Origin of the sequence: Klebsiella sp. K5-45 (assembly GCF_030128605.1) — a bacterium.
Classification (GTDB): Bacteria; Pseudomonadota; Gammaproteobacteria; order Enterobacterales; family Enterobacteriaceae; genus Klebsiella; species Klebsiella quasipneumoniae.
This window is the reverse complement of the sequence record NZ_JAKUZW010000009.1, coordinates 104666-120101: the sequence shown is the minus strand read 5'-3', so window position 1 is coordinate 120101 and position 15436 is coordinate 104666. Positions and strand designations below refer to the sequence as shown.

Annotated in this window: 17 protein-coding genes and 1 pseudogene; 14 read left to right on the top strand and 4 right to left on the bottom strand. The window is 59.9% G+C overall.

What is annotated here, in order from left to right; genetic code table 11:
• Positions 1-90 precede the first annotated feature (90 nt).
• Both melB and MKS11_RS19425 read right to left on the bottom strand, forming a co-directional pair.
• Positions 91-1506, bottom strand: a complete 1416-nt coding sequence (gene melB, locus MKS11_RS19430; protein WP_032456864.1) for a melibiose:sodium transporter MelB — start codon at positions 1504-1506, stop codon at positions 91-93.
• Between the two features lie 93 nt (positions 1507-1599).
• On the bottom strand, positions 1600-2952 hold the full coding sequence (locus tag MKS11_RS19425) for an alpha-glucosidase/alpha-galactosidase (RefSeq protein WP_004206386.1): 1353 nt from the start codon (positions 2950-2952) through the stop codon (positions 1600-1602).
• Between the two features lie 239 nt (positions 2953-3191).
• Between MKS11_RS19425 and melR the strand changes: the two genes are divergently transcribed.
• Positions 3192-4130, top strand: a complete 939-nt coding sequence (melR, locus tag MKS11_RS19420) for a transcriptional regulator MelR (RefSeq protein WP_004206385.1) — start codon at positions 3192-3194, stop codon at positions 4128-4130.
• Positions 4131-4179: 49 nt separating this feature from the next.
• Here melR and proP read toward each other — a convergent pair whose 3' ends face one another.
• A complete protein-coding gene (gene proP / locus MKS11_RS19415; RefSeq protein WP_284109655.1) occupies positions 4180-5682 on the bottom strand; it encodes a glycine betaine/L-proline transporter ProP in 1503 nt (500 codons plus the stop codon).
• Between the two features lie 187 nt (positions 5683-5869).
• Here proP and MKS11_RS27610 point away from each other — a divergent pair.
• The 13 genes and pseudogenes from MKS11_RS27610 to phnP all read left to right on the top strand — a co-directional run bounded on the left by MKS11_RS27610 (position 5870) and on the right by phnP (position 15058).
• Positions 5870-6139, top strand: a pseudogene (locus tag MKS11_RS27610) (hypothetical protein).
• Between the two features lie 87 nt (positions 6140-6226).
• Complete coding sequence (locus tag MKS11_RS19410; protein ID WP_004206382.1) at positions 6227-6562, top strand: zinc ribbon domain-containing protein YjdM; 336 nt, start codon at positions 6227-6229, stop codon at positions 6560-6562.
• A gap of 227 nt (positions 6563-6789) precedes the next feature.
• Positions 6790-7224 (top strand): VOC family metalloprotein YjdN, encoded by a 435-nt coding sequence (yjdN, locus tag MKS11_RS19405; RefSeq protein ID WP_004206380.1) that lies wholly within the window; start codon positions 6790-6792, stop codon positions 7222-7224.
• A gap of 155 nt (positions 7225-7379) precedes the next feature.
• Complete coding sequence (gene phnF / locus MKS11_RS19400; RefSeq protein WP_004206378.1) at positions 7380-8105, top strand: phosphonate metabolism transcriptional regulator PhnF; 726 nt, start codon at positions 7380-7382, stop codon at positions 8103-8105.
• Positions 8106-8558, top strand: coding sequence for a phosphonate C-P lyase system protein PhnG (phnG, locus tag MKS11_RS19395; RefSeq protein ID WP_004206376.1), 453 nt, complete (start codon positions 8106-8108; stop codon positions 8556-8558).
• Positions 8555-9139, top strand: coding sequence for a phosphonate C-P lyase system protein PhnH (phnH, locus tag MKS11_RS19390; RefSeq protein ID WP_004206375.1), 585 nt, complete (start codon positions 8555-8557; stop codon positions 9137-9139). Before phnG ends, phnH begins: the two co-directional genes overlap by 4 nt.
• Positions 9140-10204, top strand: a complete 1065-nt coding sequence (locus tag MKS11_RS19385; RefSeq protein ID WP_043519252.1) for a carbon-phosphorus lyase complex subunit PhnI — start codon at positions 9140-9142, stop codon at positions 10202-10204.
• Positions 10197-11045 carry an alpha-D-ribose 1-methylphosphonate 5-phosphate C-P-lyase PhnJ gene (locus tag MKS11_RS19380; protein ID WP_002885202.1) on the top strand — a complete coding sequence of 283 codons (849 nt, stop codon included), beginning with the start codon at positions 10197-10199 and terminating at the stop codon, positions 11043-11045. Before MKS11_RS19385 ends, MKS11_RS19380 begins: the two co-directional genes overlap by 8 nt.
• Positions 11042-11800, top strand: coding sequence for a phosphonate C-P lyase system protein PhnK (gene phnK / locus MKS11_RS19375; RefSeq protein ID WP_087771139.1), 759 nt, complete (start codon positions 11042-11044; stop codon positions 11798-11800). Before MKS11_RS19380 ends, phnK begins: the two co-directional genes overlap by 4 nt.
• Positions 11801-11907: 107 nt before the next feature.
• A complete protein-coding gene (gene phnL, locus MKS11_RS19370) occupies positions 11908-12588 on the top strand; it encodes a phosphonate C-P lyase system protein PhnL (RefSeq protein ID WP_043519250.1) in 681 nt (226 codons plus the stop codon).
• Positions 12585-13721 carry an alpha-D-ribose 1-methylphosphonate 5-triphosphate diphosphatase gene (phnM, locus tag MKS11_RS19365; RefSeq protein WP_004206370.1) on the top strand — a complete coding sequence of 379 codons (1137 nt, stop codon included), beginning with the start codon at positions 12585-12587 and terminating at the stop codon, positions 13719-13721. Before phnL ends, phnM begins: the two co-directional genes overlap by 4 nt.
• The gene (gene phnN, locus MKS11_RS19360; RefSeq protein ID WP_004206368.1) at positions 13721-14284 is read left to right on the top strand and encodes a ribose 1,5-bisphosphokinase; all 564 of its coding nucleotides are present in this window, start codon (positions 13721-13723) and stop codon (positions 14282-14284) included. Before phnM ends, phnN begins: the two co-directional genes overlap by 1 nt.
• 15 nt (positions 14285-14299) lie before the next feature.
• Positions 14300-15058 (top strand): phosphonate metabolism protein PhnP, encoded by a 759-nt coding sequence (gene phnP, locus MKS11_RS19355; RefSeq protein ID WP_004206367.1) that lies wholly within the window; start codon positions 14300-14302, stop codon positions 15056-15058.
• A 22-nt stretch (positions 15059-15080) separates the two neighbouring features.
• On the opposite strand, the gene yjdP is transcribed toward phnP, so the two are convergent.
• On the bottom strand, positions 15081-15434 hold the full coding sequence (gene yjdP, locus MKS11_RS19350) for a DDRRRQL repeat protein YjdP (RefSeq protein WP_004206366.1): 354 nt from the start codon (positions 15432-15434) through the stop codon (positions 15081-15083).
• Between the last annotated feature and the right edge of the window lie 2 nt (positions 15435-15436).

Sequence of the window (15436 nt, the reverse complement as noted above, 5' to 3'; positions counted from 1 at the left end):
CGTTTTTCTCTTTTTGCCGTTTTCGACGCTCATTTTTGTCCAAAAAGAGAGCATCCCTCCCCTCTTTCGTCAGCGGTTTTTGAACGCTTTTTACACCTGGTTGGGTACCACAATGGGCCGTTCCGGCTCAGCCACATTTTCCGGTACCCGGCGATATTTATCCAGCAGGTGAATCTGAATGCGACGCAGCATATCGCCGTTGAGCTTGTAATAGCGGAAATAGAGCAACAGCGTCAGGGCAAAAAAGAGCGTCGGCAGCGCAATCATAATCGCCTGCATCCCCAGCAGCGTCTGGGACGACTGGGCCACATTCGGCACGTAACCGATGATACCGAGCACAATGGCGATAAACCAGGCCGCGAACGCCGAGCCCGCTTTCACCACCAGCGTCTGCACCGAATAGGCGATACTTTCGCAGCGGATGTTCATCGTATATTCGCCGTAGTCGACGGTATCGGCCACCATAATAACCTGCAGTACCCAGAACAGCGCGGTACCGATATTCAACAGCACCCCAGCCAGCGAAATAAGCGCGATGTTATAGACCCCGCTCAGCGCCATCAGCAACAGCACGCCGCAGCCCAGCACCGGCATGATCGAGGCTCCCGCCCACAGAATACGTCGCGACAGCCCTTTCACCAGCCGCGGAAACAGCACTAAGGTCAGCAGGTTCGCCGCGCCGGCGTAGGACATGTAATACGGGAACATCTCTGCGCTGCCAATCACGTAGGTAAAGTAGTAAATCGCAAAGCCCGCGATAATATTTGCCGCCGTGTTATAAGCCAGCGCCATGCCCAACAGGCAGGCCAGCTGATCGTTTTTATAGATCAGCGCCACCATCTGGCGCAGTGAGAGATGGCTGGCATCCTCGCTCACGCCGCTATCCGAGGAGTAAACCTCGTGGACGTTGCGCAGAGTGACGAGGGTGGAAACCACGAAGAAGGCGATCAACACCAGGGTGAACATCTGGAAACCGAAACCGCGGTCGGCGCCGCCCACGGCGCTGACAAACGGCAGCGTGACGCCGGCAGTGACGAATCCCGCCAGGCTGGCGAAAAAGCGTGGATACGGCACCAGCTGTTCACGTTCGCGCTTATCGAGGGTAATAGTCGGCACCAGCGACCAGAACGGCACATCCATGATGGTGTAGGTGAACCCCCACAGCAGGTAGGTTAGCCACACCCATGCCAGTAACGCCCCGCCGGAGAAGTGATGGGCGCTGAACAGCATATACAGCACCACCGAGTTGGTTATCGTGCCGATCAGGATCCACGGTTTGAATTTTCCCCATCGCGATCGCGTACAATTCACGATCCACCCCATGATCGGATCGGCTATCGCATCGAGGATCCGCGCCACCAGAAACAGGGTGCCGACCACCCCAACCGACAGTCCAACAATATCGGTGTAGTAATACATCAGGTACATGTAGACGATACCGATAGCGAAATCTTTACCAAAGGCACCAAATCCGTAGCTGAGCTTTGTTGTCATTGAAATACTCATAGGGTACAGGTCGCTGTCGCCAGCGCCTCCTTCAGTGTTTGATAGAGCATGCAGGGCGCCGCCGGGATCGTTGCCCCCGGCGGCATGAGAAGATTAACGATGCAGCCAGGCCGGCAGCCAGTCGCCGTGGCTGGCGATCAGATCGTCCACCAGCGCGTAGATCTCTTCGATCCCCAACACCGCGGCGGTGTGCGGATCCATCATCGTGGCGTAATAGACGTAATCGCGATTTTCGGTGAGGATCGCCTCCGTGAGCAGCGTCTGCACGTTGATGTTGGTCTGCATCAGCGCCGCCAGATGCGCCGGCAGCGCACCCATTTTGGTCGGCTGAATGCCGTTGGCGTCCACCAGGCAAGCCACTTCCACGCAGCAGCCCTGCGGCAGGTTGTCGATAAGGCCGTCATTGCGTACGTTGCCATACACCACGCTTGGCTCGCCGGTCCAGATGGCGTTCATGATGGTGCTGGCATACTCGCGGGATGGCTTCACCTCGATGCGCTCGCCGCGCTGATAGCTCTCCAGCTCCTGATGCCAGTTGGCCAGTTGCTCGACGCAGCGTTTCGGGTATTCATCCAGCGGCACTTTATAGCGGGCGATAAGGTCCTCGCGGCCCGGCTTGATAAACCATGGCGTGTATTCGGCAAAATGCTCCGACGACTCGGTCACAAAGTAGCCGAGCTTTTTGAACATCTCATAGCGGACGATGTTTTCGCAGCGCGGGTTGCCGTGCAGGTTAGGCTTCGGCGCGCGCCCGTCAGCGTAGGCCTGCAGCAGGTCGGGATAAAGGTTGACATAGCTGCCGTCGGCGAGCTTTTTCTCCAGCGAGAGATAGAACGCCATATGGTTAATCCCGGCGCAGCGGTAGCGTAAATCCGCCGGGTTGAGGTCAAGATCGCGCGCCAGTTCTTCCGCCGTTCCCTGCACCGAGTGGCACAGGCCAACCTGTTTAATATGCGGGTAGCGGGCGTAGATGGCCCAGGTGTTCATCGCCATTGGGTTGACGTAGTTAAGCAGGGTGGCGTCCGGGCAGACCTCGGTCATGTCGTCGCAGATAGCCCATAGATGAGGTATGGTGCGCAGGGCGCGCATAATGCCCCCCGGACCCAGCGTATCGGCGATGGTCTGCTCCAGGCCATGGCGTTTACAGACCTCAAAATCAGTGACGGTACAGGGCTCATAGCCGCCAATCTGGAAGGCGACCACAACGAAATCAGCGCCCTGCAGGGCGGTTTTGCGATCGCGATGGCAGCTGATTTCGCCCTTCGCGCCGACGGAATCCATCAGCTTGCGCACCACGGTATGCGACTCTTCCAGCCGGGTGTCATCGATATCCATCAGCGCGACATGCGCCGATTTCAGCGCCGGGCGCTGGAAAACATCACCGAGAATATTTTTAACGAACACCGTCGAACCGGCGCCGATAAAGGTAATTTTTGGGGCGGTCATTACGCTCTCTCCATCAGGTCATTGAACCCTAGCAGAGTGGCACGCCGTTCAGCGTTGCGCTGCCCTGTTCCAACCGGAGCATTCCCGAAAGCTCAGATCGGCCATTAAGCGCCACAAAATCTGAGTTTTCGGGAACAGATTGCGCAAAAAGGAGAGAAAATGGGCCGATTCTTCCGCTAAGCTGTCGTCAGTTCTGGCGAAAAATGCAGCCACTCTGACAATTCAGGAATACGCTAACGATGGAATACCGCTTCACCTCCCTGCCCCCCGATCCCTTTATGTGCAGCAGCGATGAAAAGCAGAGCCGCAGCCCGCTGGCGCTCTACTCTGAGTATCAGCGTATGGATATCGAGCTGCGCCCGCCGCACGCCATGCCTACCAGCCACTGGCATGGCCAGGTGGAGGTCAACGTGCCGTTCGATGGCGACGTGGAATATTTGATTAATAACGAAGTGGTGCGCATAGAGAAAGGCTATATCACTCTGTTCTGGGCCTGTACGCCGCATCAGTTGACCCGCCCGGGGGATTGCCAGCAGATGGCGATCTTTAACCTGCCGATGCATCTGTTTCTCTCATGGCCGCTGGACCGGGAGCTGATCAACCACGTCACTCACGGGATGGTGATTAAATCCCTCGCCGCCCAGCAGCTGAGCGCCTTCGAGGTGCGCCGCTGGCAGCAGGAGCTGAACCACGACAATGAACAGATTCGCCAGCTGGCGATCGATGAAATCGCCCTGATGCTGAAGCGGCTGAGCCTCGCCGGCTGGCAGCCGATTCTGGTCAACAAAACCTCGCGCACCCATAAGAACAGCGTCTCGCGCCATGCGCAGTTTTATGTCAGCCAGATGCTGGAATTTATCGCCGCCCACTACGACCAGGCGCTGACCGTCAATGCCGTCGCCGAGCACGTTAAGCTCAACCCGAACTATGCGATGGGGGTATTCCAGAGAGTGATGCAGCAAACCATGAAGCAGTACATTACCGCCATGCGTATCAATCACGTGCGGGCGCTGCTGAGCGATACCGACAAGACCATCCTGGATATCGCCCTCACCGCCGGTTTCCGCTCCAGCAGCCGTTTCTACAGCACCTTTACCCGTTACGTGGGGATGCCGCCGCAGCAGTACCGTAAACTTAGCCAACAGCGTCGTCACGGTCTGGCCTTGCCGGAGGCATAAAAAATGCCGCCGGGGTTTCCCCTGGCGGCATGATTAGCAGTGAAAACAGTTAGTCGTTGATACGCGGATGCTGCTGCACCAGACGCGACCGTTTTGCCTGCAGATCGGCGATCTCCTGATCGATATCTTCGATTTTTTGTTCGATGTTATCGTAGTGCTCGCCAAGGATTTCTTTCGCTTCCTGAATATCCGACGCCGCCGGGGTCGCCCCTTTCAGCGGACGGTTAGCCGTCTCTTTCATCGACAGGCCCGTCGCCATACCCACCACCGCGATCACCATCAGGTAGTATGCCGGCATCATCAGGTTCTGGGTGGTCTCCACCAGCCACGCCGCCAGGGTTGGCGTCAGACCGGCAATCAGCACCGAGATGTTAAAGGCGCTGGCCAGAGCGCTGAAGCGGATGTGGGTCGGGAACATCGCCGGCAGCGATGAGGCCATCACGCCGATAAAGCAGTTCAGCACCACCGCCAGCAGCAGCAGACCGGCGAAGATCAGGCTCGTCACGTTGCTGTTGATCATAATGAAGGCCGGGATCGACAGGGCAAACAGCGCCACGCTACCAATCAGGATAAACGGACGGCGGCCGAAGCGGTCGCTGAGCATGCCGATAACCGGCTGCACAAACAGCATCCCGACCATGATGGCGATGATGATCAGCACCCCATGGTCTTCCGAGTAGTGCAGGTTATGCGACAGGTAGCTCGGCATGTAGGTCAGCAGCATGTAATAGGTCACGTTAGTGGAAATCACCAGACCGATACAGGTCAGCAGGCTGCGCCAGTGCTTAGTGACAATCTCTTTAAAGGAGACCTTCGGCCCGTCCTGCAGACCTTCACGGTCGCCCTGCTCCATGGTGTCCACATGCTGCTGGAACGCCGGGGTTTCTTCCAGCGCATGGCGCAGATAGAGCCCGATGATGCCTAACGGCAGCGCCAGGAAGAACGGGATACGCCAACCCCACTCAAGGAAGTTCTGTTCCCCCACTACGCTGGAGATCAGGACCACCACGCCAGCCCCCATCACAAACCCGGCGATGGAGCCAAAGTCCAGCCAGCTGCCCATAAACCCGCGTTTACGGTCAGGGGAGTATTCCGCGACGAAGATCGATGCCCCGGTATATTCACCACCGACCGAGAAGCCCTGCGCCATTTTACACAGCAGCAGCAGGATCGGCGCCCAGATACCTATCGTGGCATACGAAGGAATAAGGCCGATACAGAAAGTACTTATCGACATGATCACGATAGTTATCGCGAGAATTTTCTGCCGACCATATTTATCGCCCAGCATCCCGAAGAACAGGCCGCCTAACGGACGAATTAAAAATGGAACGGAAAAGGTGCCGAGTGCGGCAATCATCTGCACGCTTGGGTTGGCATCGGGGAAGAAGACTTTACCTAAGGCGTAGGCCACAAAGCCGTAGACGCCGAAATCGAACCACTCCATCGCGTTGCCCAGGGAGGCCGCGGTGATCGCCTTTTTCAGTTTACCATCGTCGATGATGGTCACATCCTTAAGGGTGATGGGCTTTATTTTTTTCCTTTTAAGCATATTTTTCCTCTGCTACTCCGCCTTGAGTGCACGCCTCTTCGCCGAATGGCAAAGCCATTCGCATCGTGCGTCAGGAGCGGTGAATTGCTGTGCTCCTCATTTCAAGCGTAGCAGGTTTGCCTGCACTGTCTGCTGACAGAATGTACAACCGAACCTGTTGACGCCTGCTCTGGCTACTGGTGAATAAATAGAGCGGCTCATCGTGATAATTGATGAAATTGACCTGCTCCCCTTTTTTACCCTAACAGTGTTTATATCTGCGATCAACTTCACATAAATTTACCGCCTAATTACAGAGTGTCGAAAAATAAATAAGTTCATTTCCTGCCGATCGCCCGGAAATTATTTCGTCGATTTTGCTCCACCTCGGGCGGTTAATTTCAGCGTTTATTCGCTTCTTCCCGGAATAACACCACGGCTATTTTTTATCAAAAAAACACCCGACAAAAGTGGGTGATTGCGCTATAATCACACCCACTTTCGGCTCTCAGCCGCTGTTTAAAGGACCAACGTCCTGTTTTTCGACGACATCACGAGGAACGTCATGCAACTGCCACACTGCCCAAAATGCGATTCGACTTACACTTATGAAGACAACGGCATGTACATCTGCCCGGAATGCGCCCATGAGTGGAACCCTGCCGAAGCCACGGAAGAAACCGACGTTCTGATCGTTAAAGATGCCAACGGCAATTTACTGGCCGATGGCGACAGCGTCACGGTAGTGAAGGATCTGAAGGTTAAAGGCAGCTCTTCGATGCTGAAAATCGGCACCAAAGTGAAGAATATCCGCCTGGTCGAAGGCGATCACAATATTGACTGCAAAATTGACGGTTTTGGCCCGATGAAGCTGAAATCTGAATTCGTCAAAAAGAACTGATTTATTTCCGGGCAGGCGACGCGATTATTTTCCCCTATCGCCGTCGCCGCTCCCGATATCCTGACGGTCCCTCGCCTCCCTGCGTATCCGGTTATTTATCCGGCCAGCCGCCGCTATTTATGCAGCCCCCTGCAGCGGTATTCCCACCCCATTTTCGCGCTGCCGTCTGGCTCAATCCCGCTGCGGGCGACTACGCTTTACGGGTTACGGTCACTGAGGTATTCACCATGTCCTTAAGTCCCTACCTTGCCTTTGCGGGCAACTGCGCCGAGGCGATCGCTTTCTATCAGCAGACGCTGGGCGCGGAGCTGATGTTTAAAATGACCTTTGGCGAAATGCCGCCTTCGGCGCAGGAAGCCTCTGACGGCTGCCCGTCTGGCCAGAAGATGGCGAATGACGCCATCGCCCACGCCAGCCTGCGCATCGGCAACGGCGAGCTGATGCTAAGCGACAGCGCCTTCGGGCCCGATGTACACTACGCCGGCTTCACCCTCGTCCTCGATCCCAGGGATGTCGCTGAAGGTCAGCGCTGGTTCGAAGCGCTGGCGGTCGGCGGACGCATTGAGATGGCCTGGCAGGAAACCTTCTGGGCCCACGGCTTCGGCAAAGTCGTGGATCGCTTTGGCGTTCCCTGGATGATCAACGTGGTCAAACAAGGCTGACCCCGCCAGGGCGGCCTGGCCGCCCTGTCATCCGTCTGGCATTAACTCTTCATCCTTTAGTCATCATCACTTAACCGAACTGCAACATAAACCGGTCAGGATCGGCTCACAACGCGAGGAAGCTCCTCGCCTATGCTGTGTGAGGCTTGATGACCATGCACCTGTCCAGACATCCGACCAGTTATCCCACGCGCTATCAGGAAATCGCCGCCCGGCTTGAGCAGGAGTTGCGCCACCACTATCGCTGCGGTGACTATCTGCCCGCCGAGCAGCAGCTGGCGACGCGCTTCGACGTTAACCGCCACACCCTGCGCCGGGCGATCGACCAGCTGGTTGAGCGCGGCTGGGTACAACGCCGTCAGGGCGTGGGCGTGCTGGTGCTGATGCGGCCGATCGATTACCCGCTCAACGCCCAGGCGCGTTTCAGCCAAAACCTGCTGGAACAAGGCAGCGATCCCACCAGCGAAAAACTGCTGTCGGTACTGCGCCCCGCCAGCGCGCACGTTGCCGAAGCCTTTGGTATTAGCGAGGGCGAGAACGTCATTCATCTGCGCACCCTGCGCCGGGTCAATGGCGTCGCCCTGTGCCTGATTGACCACTACTTCGCCGACCTGCGCTTCTGGCCGGTTTTACAGACCTTCAGCCACGGCTCGCTGCACGACCTGCTGCGCGATCGGCTTGACGTCGAACTGACCCGGGTGCGCACCAAAATCAGCGCCCGTCGCGCACAGGCGAAAGAGAGCAAACTGCTGGAGATCCCCAATATGGCGCCGCTGCTCTGCGTCCGCACCCTCAACAGCCGCCAGGGCGAGCAGGCCGCCACCGAATACTCCGTCAGCCTCACCCGCGCCGACATGATTGAATTCACCATGGAGCACTGAATGCACTTCGATACCGCCACCCGCCAGCGCTGGATGTCCGTGCTGGCCCACAGTGAACCGCAAGATCTTCTGGCGCGCATGCACTCCCTGCAGCTGGCGCCGGAGTATGAACTGATCCGCACTCCCGAGACTGGCCTGGTGCAGCTTCAGGCCCGGATGGGCGGTATCGGCGACCGTTTCTTCGCCGGCGACGCCACGCTCACCCGCGCCGCGGTACGTCTGGCCGACGGAACGCTCGGCTACAGCTGGATCTTAGGCCGCGACCGCCCGCACGCCGAACGCTGCGCGGCCATCGACGCCCTGCTGCAGTCACCCCGCCATTTTCACAATTTAATGGAAACCCTGATAACCCCGCTGGAAGCGCTACGCAGCGCGCGCATTGAAGCCCGACGCGCCGAAGTCAACGCCAGCCGGGTCGACTTCTTTACCCTGGTTCGCGGAGATAACGCATGACCTTACAACCCGCTTTTTCCCTGGCTGTGCAGGATGCCCAACACAGTTTTCGTCGCCTGCTGAAAGCGATGAGCGAGCCGGGGGTGATTGTCTCCCTGCAGCAGTTACAGCACGGCTGGCAGCCGCTGAACGTCGCTTCCACCAGCCTGCTATTGACCCTTGCCGATCACGAAACGCCGGTCTGGCTCGCCAGCGCTCTGCATAACGATCTGGTGGGACAGAATCTGCGCTTTCATACCGGCGCGCCGCTGGTGGACCAGCCGCAGCAGGCGGTCTTTGCCGTCGCCAATGACGGCATCAGCGCCGAGCAGCTCAACGTCCTCTCCGCTGGCACCGTCACCGCCCCGGAGACCGGCGTCACGCTGATCGTTCAGCTCGCCAGCCTTAGCGGCGGACGCATGCTGCGCCTGACCGGGGCGGGCATTGCCGAAGAGCGAATGATCGCCCCTCAGCTGCCGGACTGCATCATTGACGAACTGACGGAGCGCCCACACCCGTTCCCGCTGGGCATTGATCTGATCCTCACCTGCGGCGAGCGCCTGCTGGCGATCCCGCGCACCACTCACGTGGAGGTTTGCTAAATGTACGTTGCCGTCAAGGGCGGCGAGAAGGCGATCCGCGCCGCTCACGCCTTACAGGAACAGAAACGACGGGGCGATGGACGGCTTCCCGAACTGAGCGTTGACCAGATAGGCGAACAGCTCAATCTGGCGGTGGACCGGGTGATGACCGAGGGCGGCATCGCCGACCGCGAACTGGCGGCGCTGGCGCTCAAACAGGCCAGCGGCGATAACGTCGAAGCGATCTTCCTGCTGCGCGCCTACCGCACCACCCTGCCGCGGCTGGCGGTTAGCGAACCGATCGACACCGCCAAAATGCGTCTCGAACGCCGCATCTCGGCAGTGTACAAAGATATCCCCGGCGGCCAGCTGCTGGGCCCCACTTACGACTACACCCACCGCCTGCTGGATTTTACCCTGCTGGCAAACGGCGAAGCGCCTTCTGTGCAGCAAGCCGAGTGCGACACGCAGCCGACGCCGCACGTCTTTAGCCTGCTCACGCAGCAGGGTCTGGCGAAGGCCGAGGAAGATCGCGGCACACCGCCCGACGATTTCACCCGCACCCCGCCGGTCTACCCCTGCTCACGTTCTTCGCGCCTGCAGCAGCTAATGCGCGGCGATGAAGGCTACCTGCTGGCGCTGGCCTATTCGACTCAGCGCGGCTATGGCCGCAACCATCCGTTTGCCGGCGAGATCCGCAGCGGCTACGTGCAGGTGGAGATTGTCCCGGAAGAGCTGGGCTTTAGCGTCAATATTGGCGAGCTGCTGCTCACCGAATGCGAAATGGTCAACGGCTTCGTCGCCCCGCAGGATGAGCCGCCGCACTTCACCCGCGGCTACGGTCTGACCTTCGGCATGAGCGAGCGCAAAGCGATGGCCATGGCCCTCGTCGACCGCGCCCTGCAGGCGGCGGACTATGACGAAGAGATTGCCGGTCCCGCCCAGGATGAAGAGTTTGTGCTGGCCCACGCCGATAACGTTGAAGCCGCCGGCTTCGTCTCGCATCTGAAGCTGCCGCACTATGTCGATTTCCAGGCCGAACTGGCGCTGCTGAAACGCCTGCAACGGGAGAACGAACGTGGCTAACCCACTGACTGGCTATAACTTTGCTTATCTCGACGAGCAAACCAAGCGCATGATCCGCCGGGCTATTCTCAAAGCGGTAGCCATTCCCGGCTACCAGGTGCCGTTCGGCGGTCGCGAAATGCCGATGCCCTACGGCTGGGGCACTGGCGGCATCCAGTTGACCGCCAGCGTCATCGGCGAGAACGACGTGCTGAAGGTGATTGACCAGGGCGCCGATGACACCACCAACGCGGTGTCGATTCGTCAGTTCTTTAAGCGTGTTACCGGCGTCGCCACCACCGAGCGTACCGAAGACGCCACCCTGATCCAGACCCGCCATCGCATCCCGGAGACGCCGCTGGTGGAGGATCAGATCCTGATCTACCAGGTGCCGATCCCGGAGCCGCTGCGCTTTATCGAGCCGCGTGAAACCGAAACCCGCACCATGCACGCCCTGGAAGAGTACGGCGTGATGCAGGTGAAACTGTATGAAGATATCGCCCGCTTCGGCCATATCGCCACCACCTACGCCTACCCGGTGAAGGTCAATGGCCGCTACGTGATGGATCCCTCGCCGATCCCGAAATTCGATAACCCGAAAATGCATATGATGCCGGCGCTGCAGCTGTTCGGCGCCGGGCGCGAAAAGCGGATCTACGCCGTGCCGCCCTATACCCCGGTGGAGAGTCTCGATTTCGACGACCACCCATTTACCGTCCAGGAGTGGGATGAACCCTGCGCCATCTGCGGCTCGCGCCACAGCTACCTCGACGAAGTGGTGCTGGATGACAGCGGCCAGCGGATGTTTGTCTGCTCCGATACCGACTATTGCCGCCAGCAGAGCGAGGGGCAGAAAAAATGAACCAGCCATTACTTGCTGTGAATAACCTGACCCATCTCTACGCCCCGGATAAAGGTTTTCGCGATGTCTCCTTCGAGCTGTGGCCGGGAGAAGTGCTCGGCATCGTCGGCGAGTCCGGCTCCGGTAAAACCACCCTGCTGAAGGCAATCTCCGCCCGCCTGACGCCGCAGCGGGGCGAGGTGCTGTACCAGCAGCGCTCGCTGTACGCCATGAGCGAAGCCGAACGCCGCCGCCTGCTGAGCACCGAATGGGGGGTGGTGCATCAGCACCCAATGGACGGTCTGCGTCGCCAGGTCTCCGCCGGGGGCAACATCGGCGAACGGCTGATGGCCACCGGCGCCCGCCACTACGGCAACATTCGCGCCACCGCTGAAAAGTGGCTGCAGGAGGTGGAGATCCCGCCCTCGCGCATCGACGACCTGCCCACCACCTTCTCCGGCGGCATGCAGCAGCGTCTGCAGATTGCCCGCAATCTGGTCACCCAGCCGAAGCTGGTGTTTATGGATGAACCCACCGGCGGGCTGGATGTGTCCGTGCAGGCGCGGCTGCTTGATCTGCTGCGTGGCCTGGCGGTGGAGCTGAATCTGGCGGTAGTGATTGTTACCCACGATCTCGGCGTCGCCCGCCTGCTGGCGAACCGACTGCTGGTAATGAAGCAGGGCCAGGTGGTGGAAAGTGGCTTAACCGACCGGGTGCTCGACGATCCGCACCATCCTTATACCCAGCTGCTGGTGTCGTCGGTGTTGCAGAATTAATGCTGTTTTGCCGGGTGGCGGCTGCGCCTTACCCGGCCCACAGGTGCGTTATTCGTAGGCCGGGTAAGCGAAGCGCCACCCGGCAACCCAACCTCGTGAGAGCTAACATGATCCGCGTTGAAAACGTCCATAAAACCTTTGTTCTGCACCAGCAGCACGGCGTGCGTCTGCCGGTGCTGGCCGACGCCTCGCTGACCGTTAACGCCGGGGAGTGCGTGGTGCTCCACGGTCACTCCGGCAGCGGCAAATCGACCCTGCTGCGTTCGCTGTACGCCAACTATCTGCCGGACAGCGGCCATATTCATATCCGCCACGGCGACGAATGGGTGGACCTGGTCACCGCCACGCCGCGCAAGGTGCTGGAAGTGCGCAAAACCACCATCGGCTGGGTCAGCCAGTTTCTACGGGTGATCCCGCGTATTTCGGCGCTGGAGGTGGTGATGCAGCCGCTGCTCGATCTCGGGACGCCGCGTGAATCGAGCGCCGCCAAAGCCGCCCAGCTGCTGACCCGCCTCAACGTTCCGCAACGTCTGTGGCACCTTGCGCCGTCGACCTTTTCCGGCGGCGAACAGCAACGGGTCAATATCGCCCGCGGTTTTGCGGTCGACTATCCGATCCTGCTCCTCGATGAACCCACCGCCTCACTGGATGGCAAAAACAGTGCTGCCGTGGTCGACCTGATCCACGATGCCAAAGCGCGCGGCGCGGCCATCGTCGGGATTTTCCATGACGAAGGGGTACGCCGTCAGGTCGCCGACCGGCTGCACCCCATGGGAATAACAGCATGATTATCAATAACGTAAAACTGGTTCTCGACGATGACGTGGTCCACGGTTCGCTGGAAGTCCAGGACGGTCGCATTCTCGCCTTCGCTGAAAGCCAGAGCCGGCTGCCGCAGGCGCTGGATGGGGAAGGCGGCTGGCTGCTGCCGGGCCTTATCGAGCTGCATACCGATAACCTCGACAAGTTCTTTACCCCGCGGCCGAAGGTAGACTGGCCGGCCCACTCGGCGATGAGCAGCCACGACGCAATGATGGTCGCCAGCGGCATCACCACCGTGCTGGACGCCGTGGCGATTGGCGACGTGCGCGATGGCGGCGATCGTCTTGAGAATCTGGAGAAGATGGTCAATGCGGTGGAAGAGACGCAAAAGCGCGGTCTTAACCGCGCAGAGCACCGTCTGCACCTGCGCTGCGAGCTGCCGCATCACACCACGCTGCCGCTGTTTGAAAAGCTGATCGACCGCGAGTCGGTGAGCATGGTCTCTCTGATGGACCACTCGCCCGGCCAGCGTCAGTACGCCGATCGCAGCAAGTACCGCGATTACTATCAGGGAAAATATCATCTGACGCATGACGAAATGGACCGTTTTGAAGCCGAGCAGATGGCTCTGGCCGCCACCTGGTCGCAGCCCAATCGCCAGACCATCGCCGCCATGTGCCGCGCCCGCCGTATCGCCCTCGCCAGCCACGACGACGCCACCGAGGCGCATGTGGCTGAATCCCACCAGCTGGGTAGCGTCATCGCCGAGTTTCCCACCACCCTGGCCGCGGCGCAGGCTTCACGTCAGCACGGGATGCACGTCCTGATGGGGGCGCCGAATATCGTGCGCGGCGGTTCCCACTCCGGCAACGTCGCCGCCCACCTGCTGGCGAACCACGGTTTGCTCGACATTCTCTCTTCCGACTACTATCCCGCCAGCCTGCTGGATGCCGCATTCCGCATCGCCGACGCCGAGGATAACGCCTTCACCCTGGCGCAGGCGATCCGTCTGGTCAGCAAACATCCGGCGCAGGCGCTGGGCCTTGACGATCGCGGCGTCATCGCCGAGGGGAAACGCGCCGACCTGGTGCTGGCGCACCGTCGCGGCGAGCATGTCCACATCGACCATGTCTGGCGCCAGGGAAGGAGGGTCTTTTAATGCCGGGAAAACTGATCTGGCTGGTGGGCCCCTCCGGCTCCGGGAAAGACAGCCTGCTGGCGGCGCTGCGCCAGCGCGAGCACCCGCAGCTGCTGGTGGCGCATCGTTACATTACCCGGCCCTTTAACGCCGGTAACGAAAACCATATCGCCCTCAGCGAACATGAATTTTTTACCCGCGCCGAGCAGCATCTCTTTGCCCTCAGCTGGCACGCCAACCATACTTACTATGGCATTGGCGTGGAGATCGACCTGTGGCTGCACGCCGGCTTCGACGTGGTGGCCAATGGCTCCCGCGCCCATCTGGCGCTGGCGCGGGAACGCTACGGCGAGGTGCTGGTGCCGATCTGTCTCGCCGTCTCGCCGCCGGTGCTGCGCCAGCGGCTGGAGCAGCGCGGCCGGGAAAATGCGGTGGATATCGCCCAGCGTCTGGACCGCGCCGCGCGCTATAAGCCGGACGATTGCCTGACGCTGAATAACGACGGCAGTCTCCGACAATCGGTCGATGAATTTTTCCGCCTGCTGCGCAGCCACGCGGTGCGCGAAGCGGATCCGCTGGTATAAACCAAAGGTGACACGATGAGCCTGACCCTCCGCTTAACCGGCACCGGCGGCGCTCAGCTGGTGCCGGCCTTTGGCTGCGATTGCGCGGCCTGCCGCCGCGCCCGCCGCGAGGAAAGCCATCGCCGACGCCCCTGTAGCGGGGTGGTGACGTTCAACAGCGCAGTGACGCTGCTGGACGCCGGCAGACCGGATCTGATGGAACATCATCCCGCCGGCAGCTTTCAGCAGGTGCTGCTAACCCACTATCACCTGGATCATGTGCAGGGGCTGTTTCCGCTGCGCTGGGGCGTGGGCGCGCCGATCCCGGTCTACGGCCCGCCGGACGACGCCGGCTGCGACGATCTGCTCAAGCACCCCGGCCTGCTCGACTTCAGCCATACCGTCACGCCGTTTGTGGTGTTTGAGCTGCAGGGCCTGCGGGTAACGCCCCTGCCGCTCAACCATTCGAAGCTCACCTTCGGTTATCTGCTGGAGTCGGCCCACAGTCGGGTAGCCTGGCTCTCGGATACCGCCGGGCTGCCGGACAAGACGCTGAAGTTTTTACTCAGCAACCGCCCGCAGGCGATGATCATCGACTGCAGCCATGAGCCGCGGGCGCAGACCCCGCGTAACCATAACGATTTCAATACCGTTCGCGCCCTTAACCAGGCGATAGGCTGTCCGCGGGTGATCCTCACCCATATCAGCCATCAGTTTGACGTCTGGATGATGGATAACCCGCTACCGGAAGGTTTCGAAGCGGGTTATGACGGGATGGAAATCGTGCTGGATTAGGCGTCGGTCTGCTGCGGGGCGATCAATAGTCATCGTCCAGACGACGCTGATCGCTTTCTAACTGGCGGCGATCGCGATCGAGCTGGCGCTGGCGTTCATCCAGCTGACGGCGGCGATCGTCCAGCTGGCGTTGCCGATCGTCATGCTGACGCTGGCTGTCACGGCTCTGCTGGCGACTTCCCTGATAGCGCCCGTCATCATACCGGCCATCGTCATCGTATCTGTCGTCGTCATCAGAGCGACTGCTACCCGGGTTATAGGCGTCGTTAATGGCTTGCTGAATATTGCCGATCGCGTCATCGATAATATCGGCGCGGGCGGCCAGGCTGGTCAGCGACAGAGTGCAAAAGAGCAGTGCGATTGCGTAACGTTTCATCG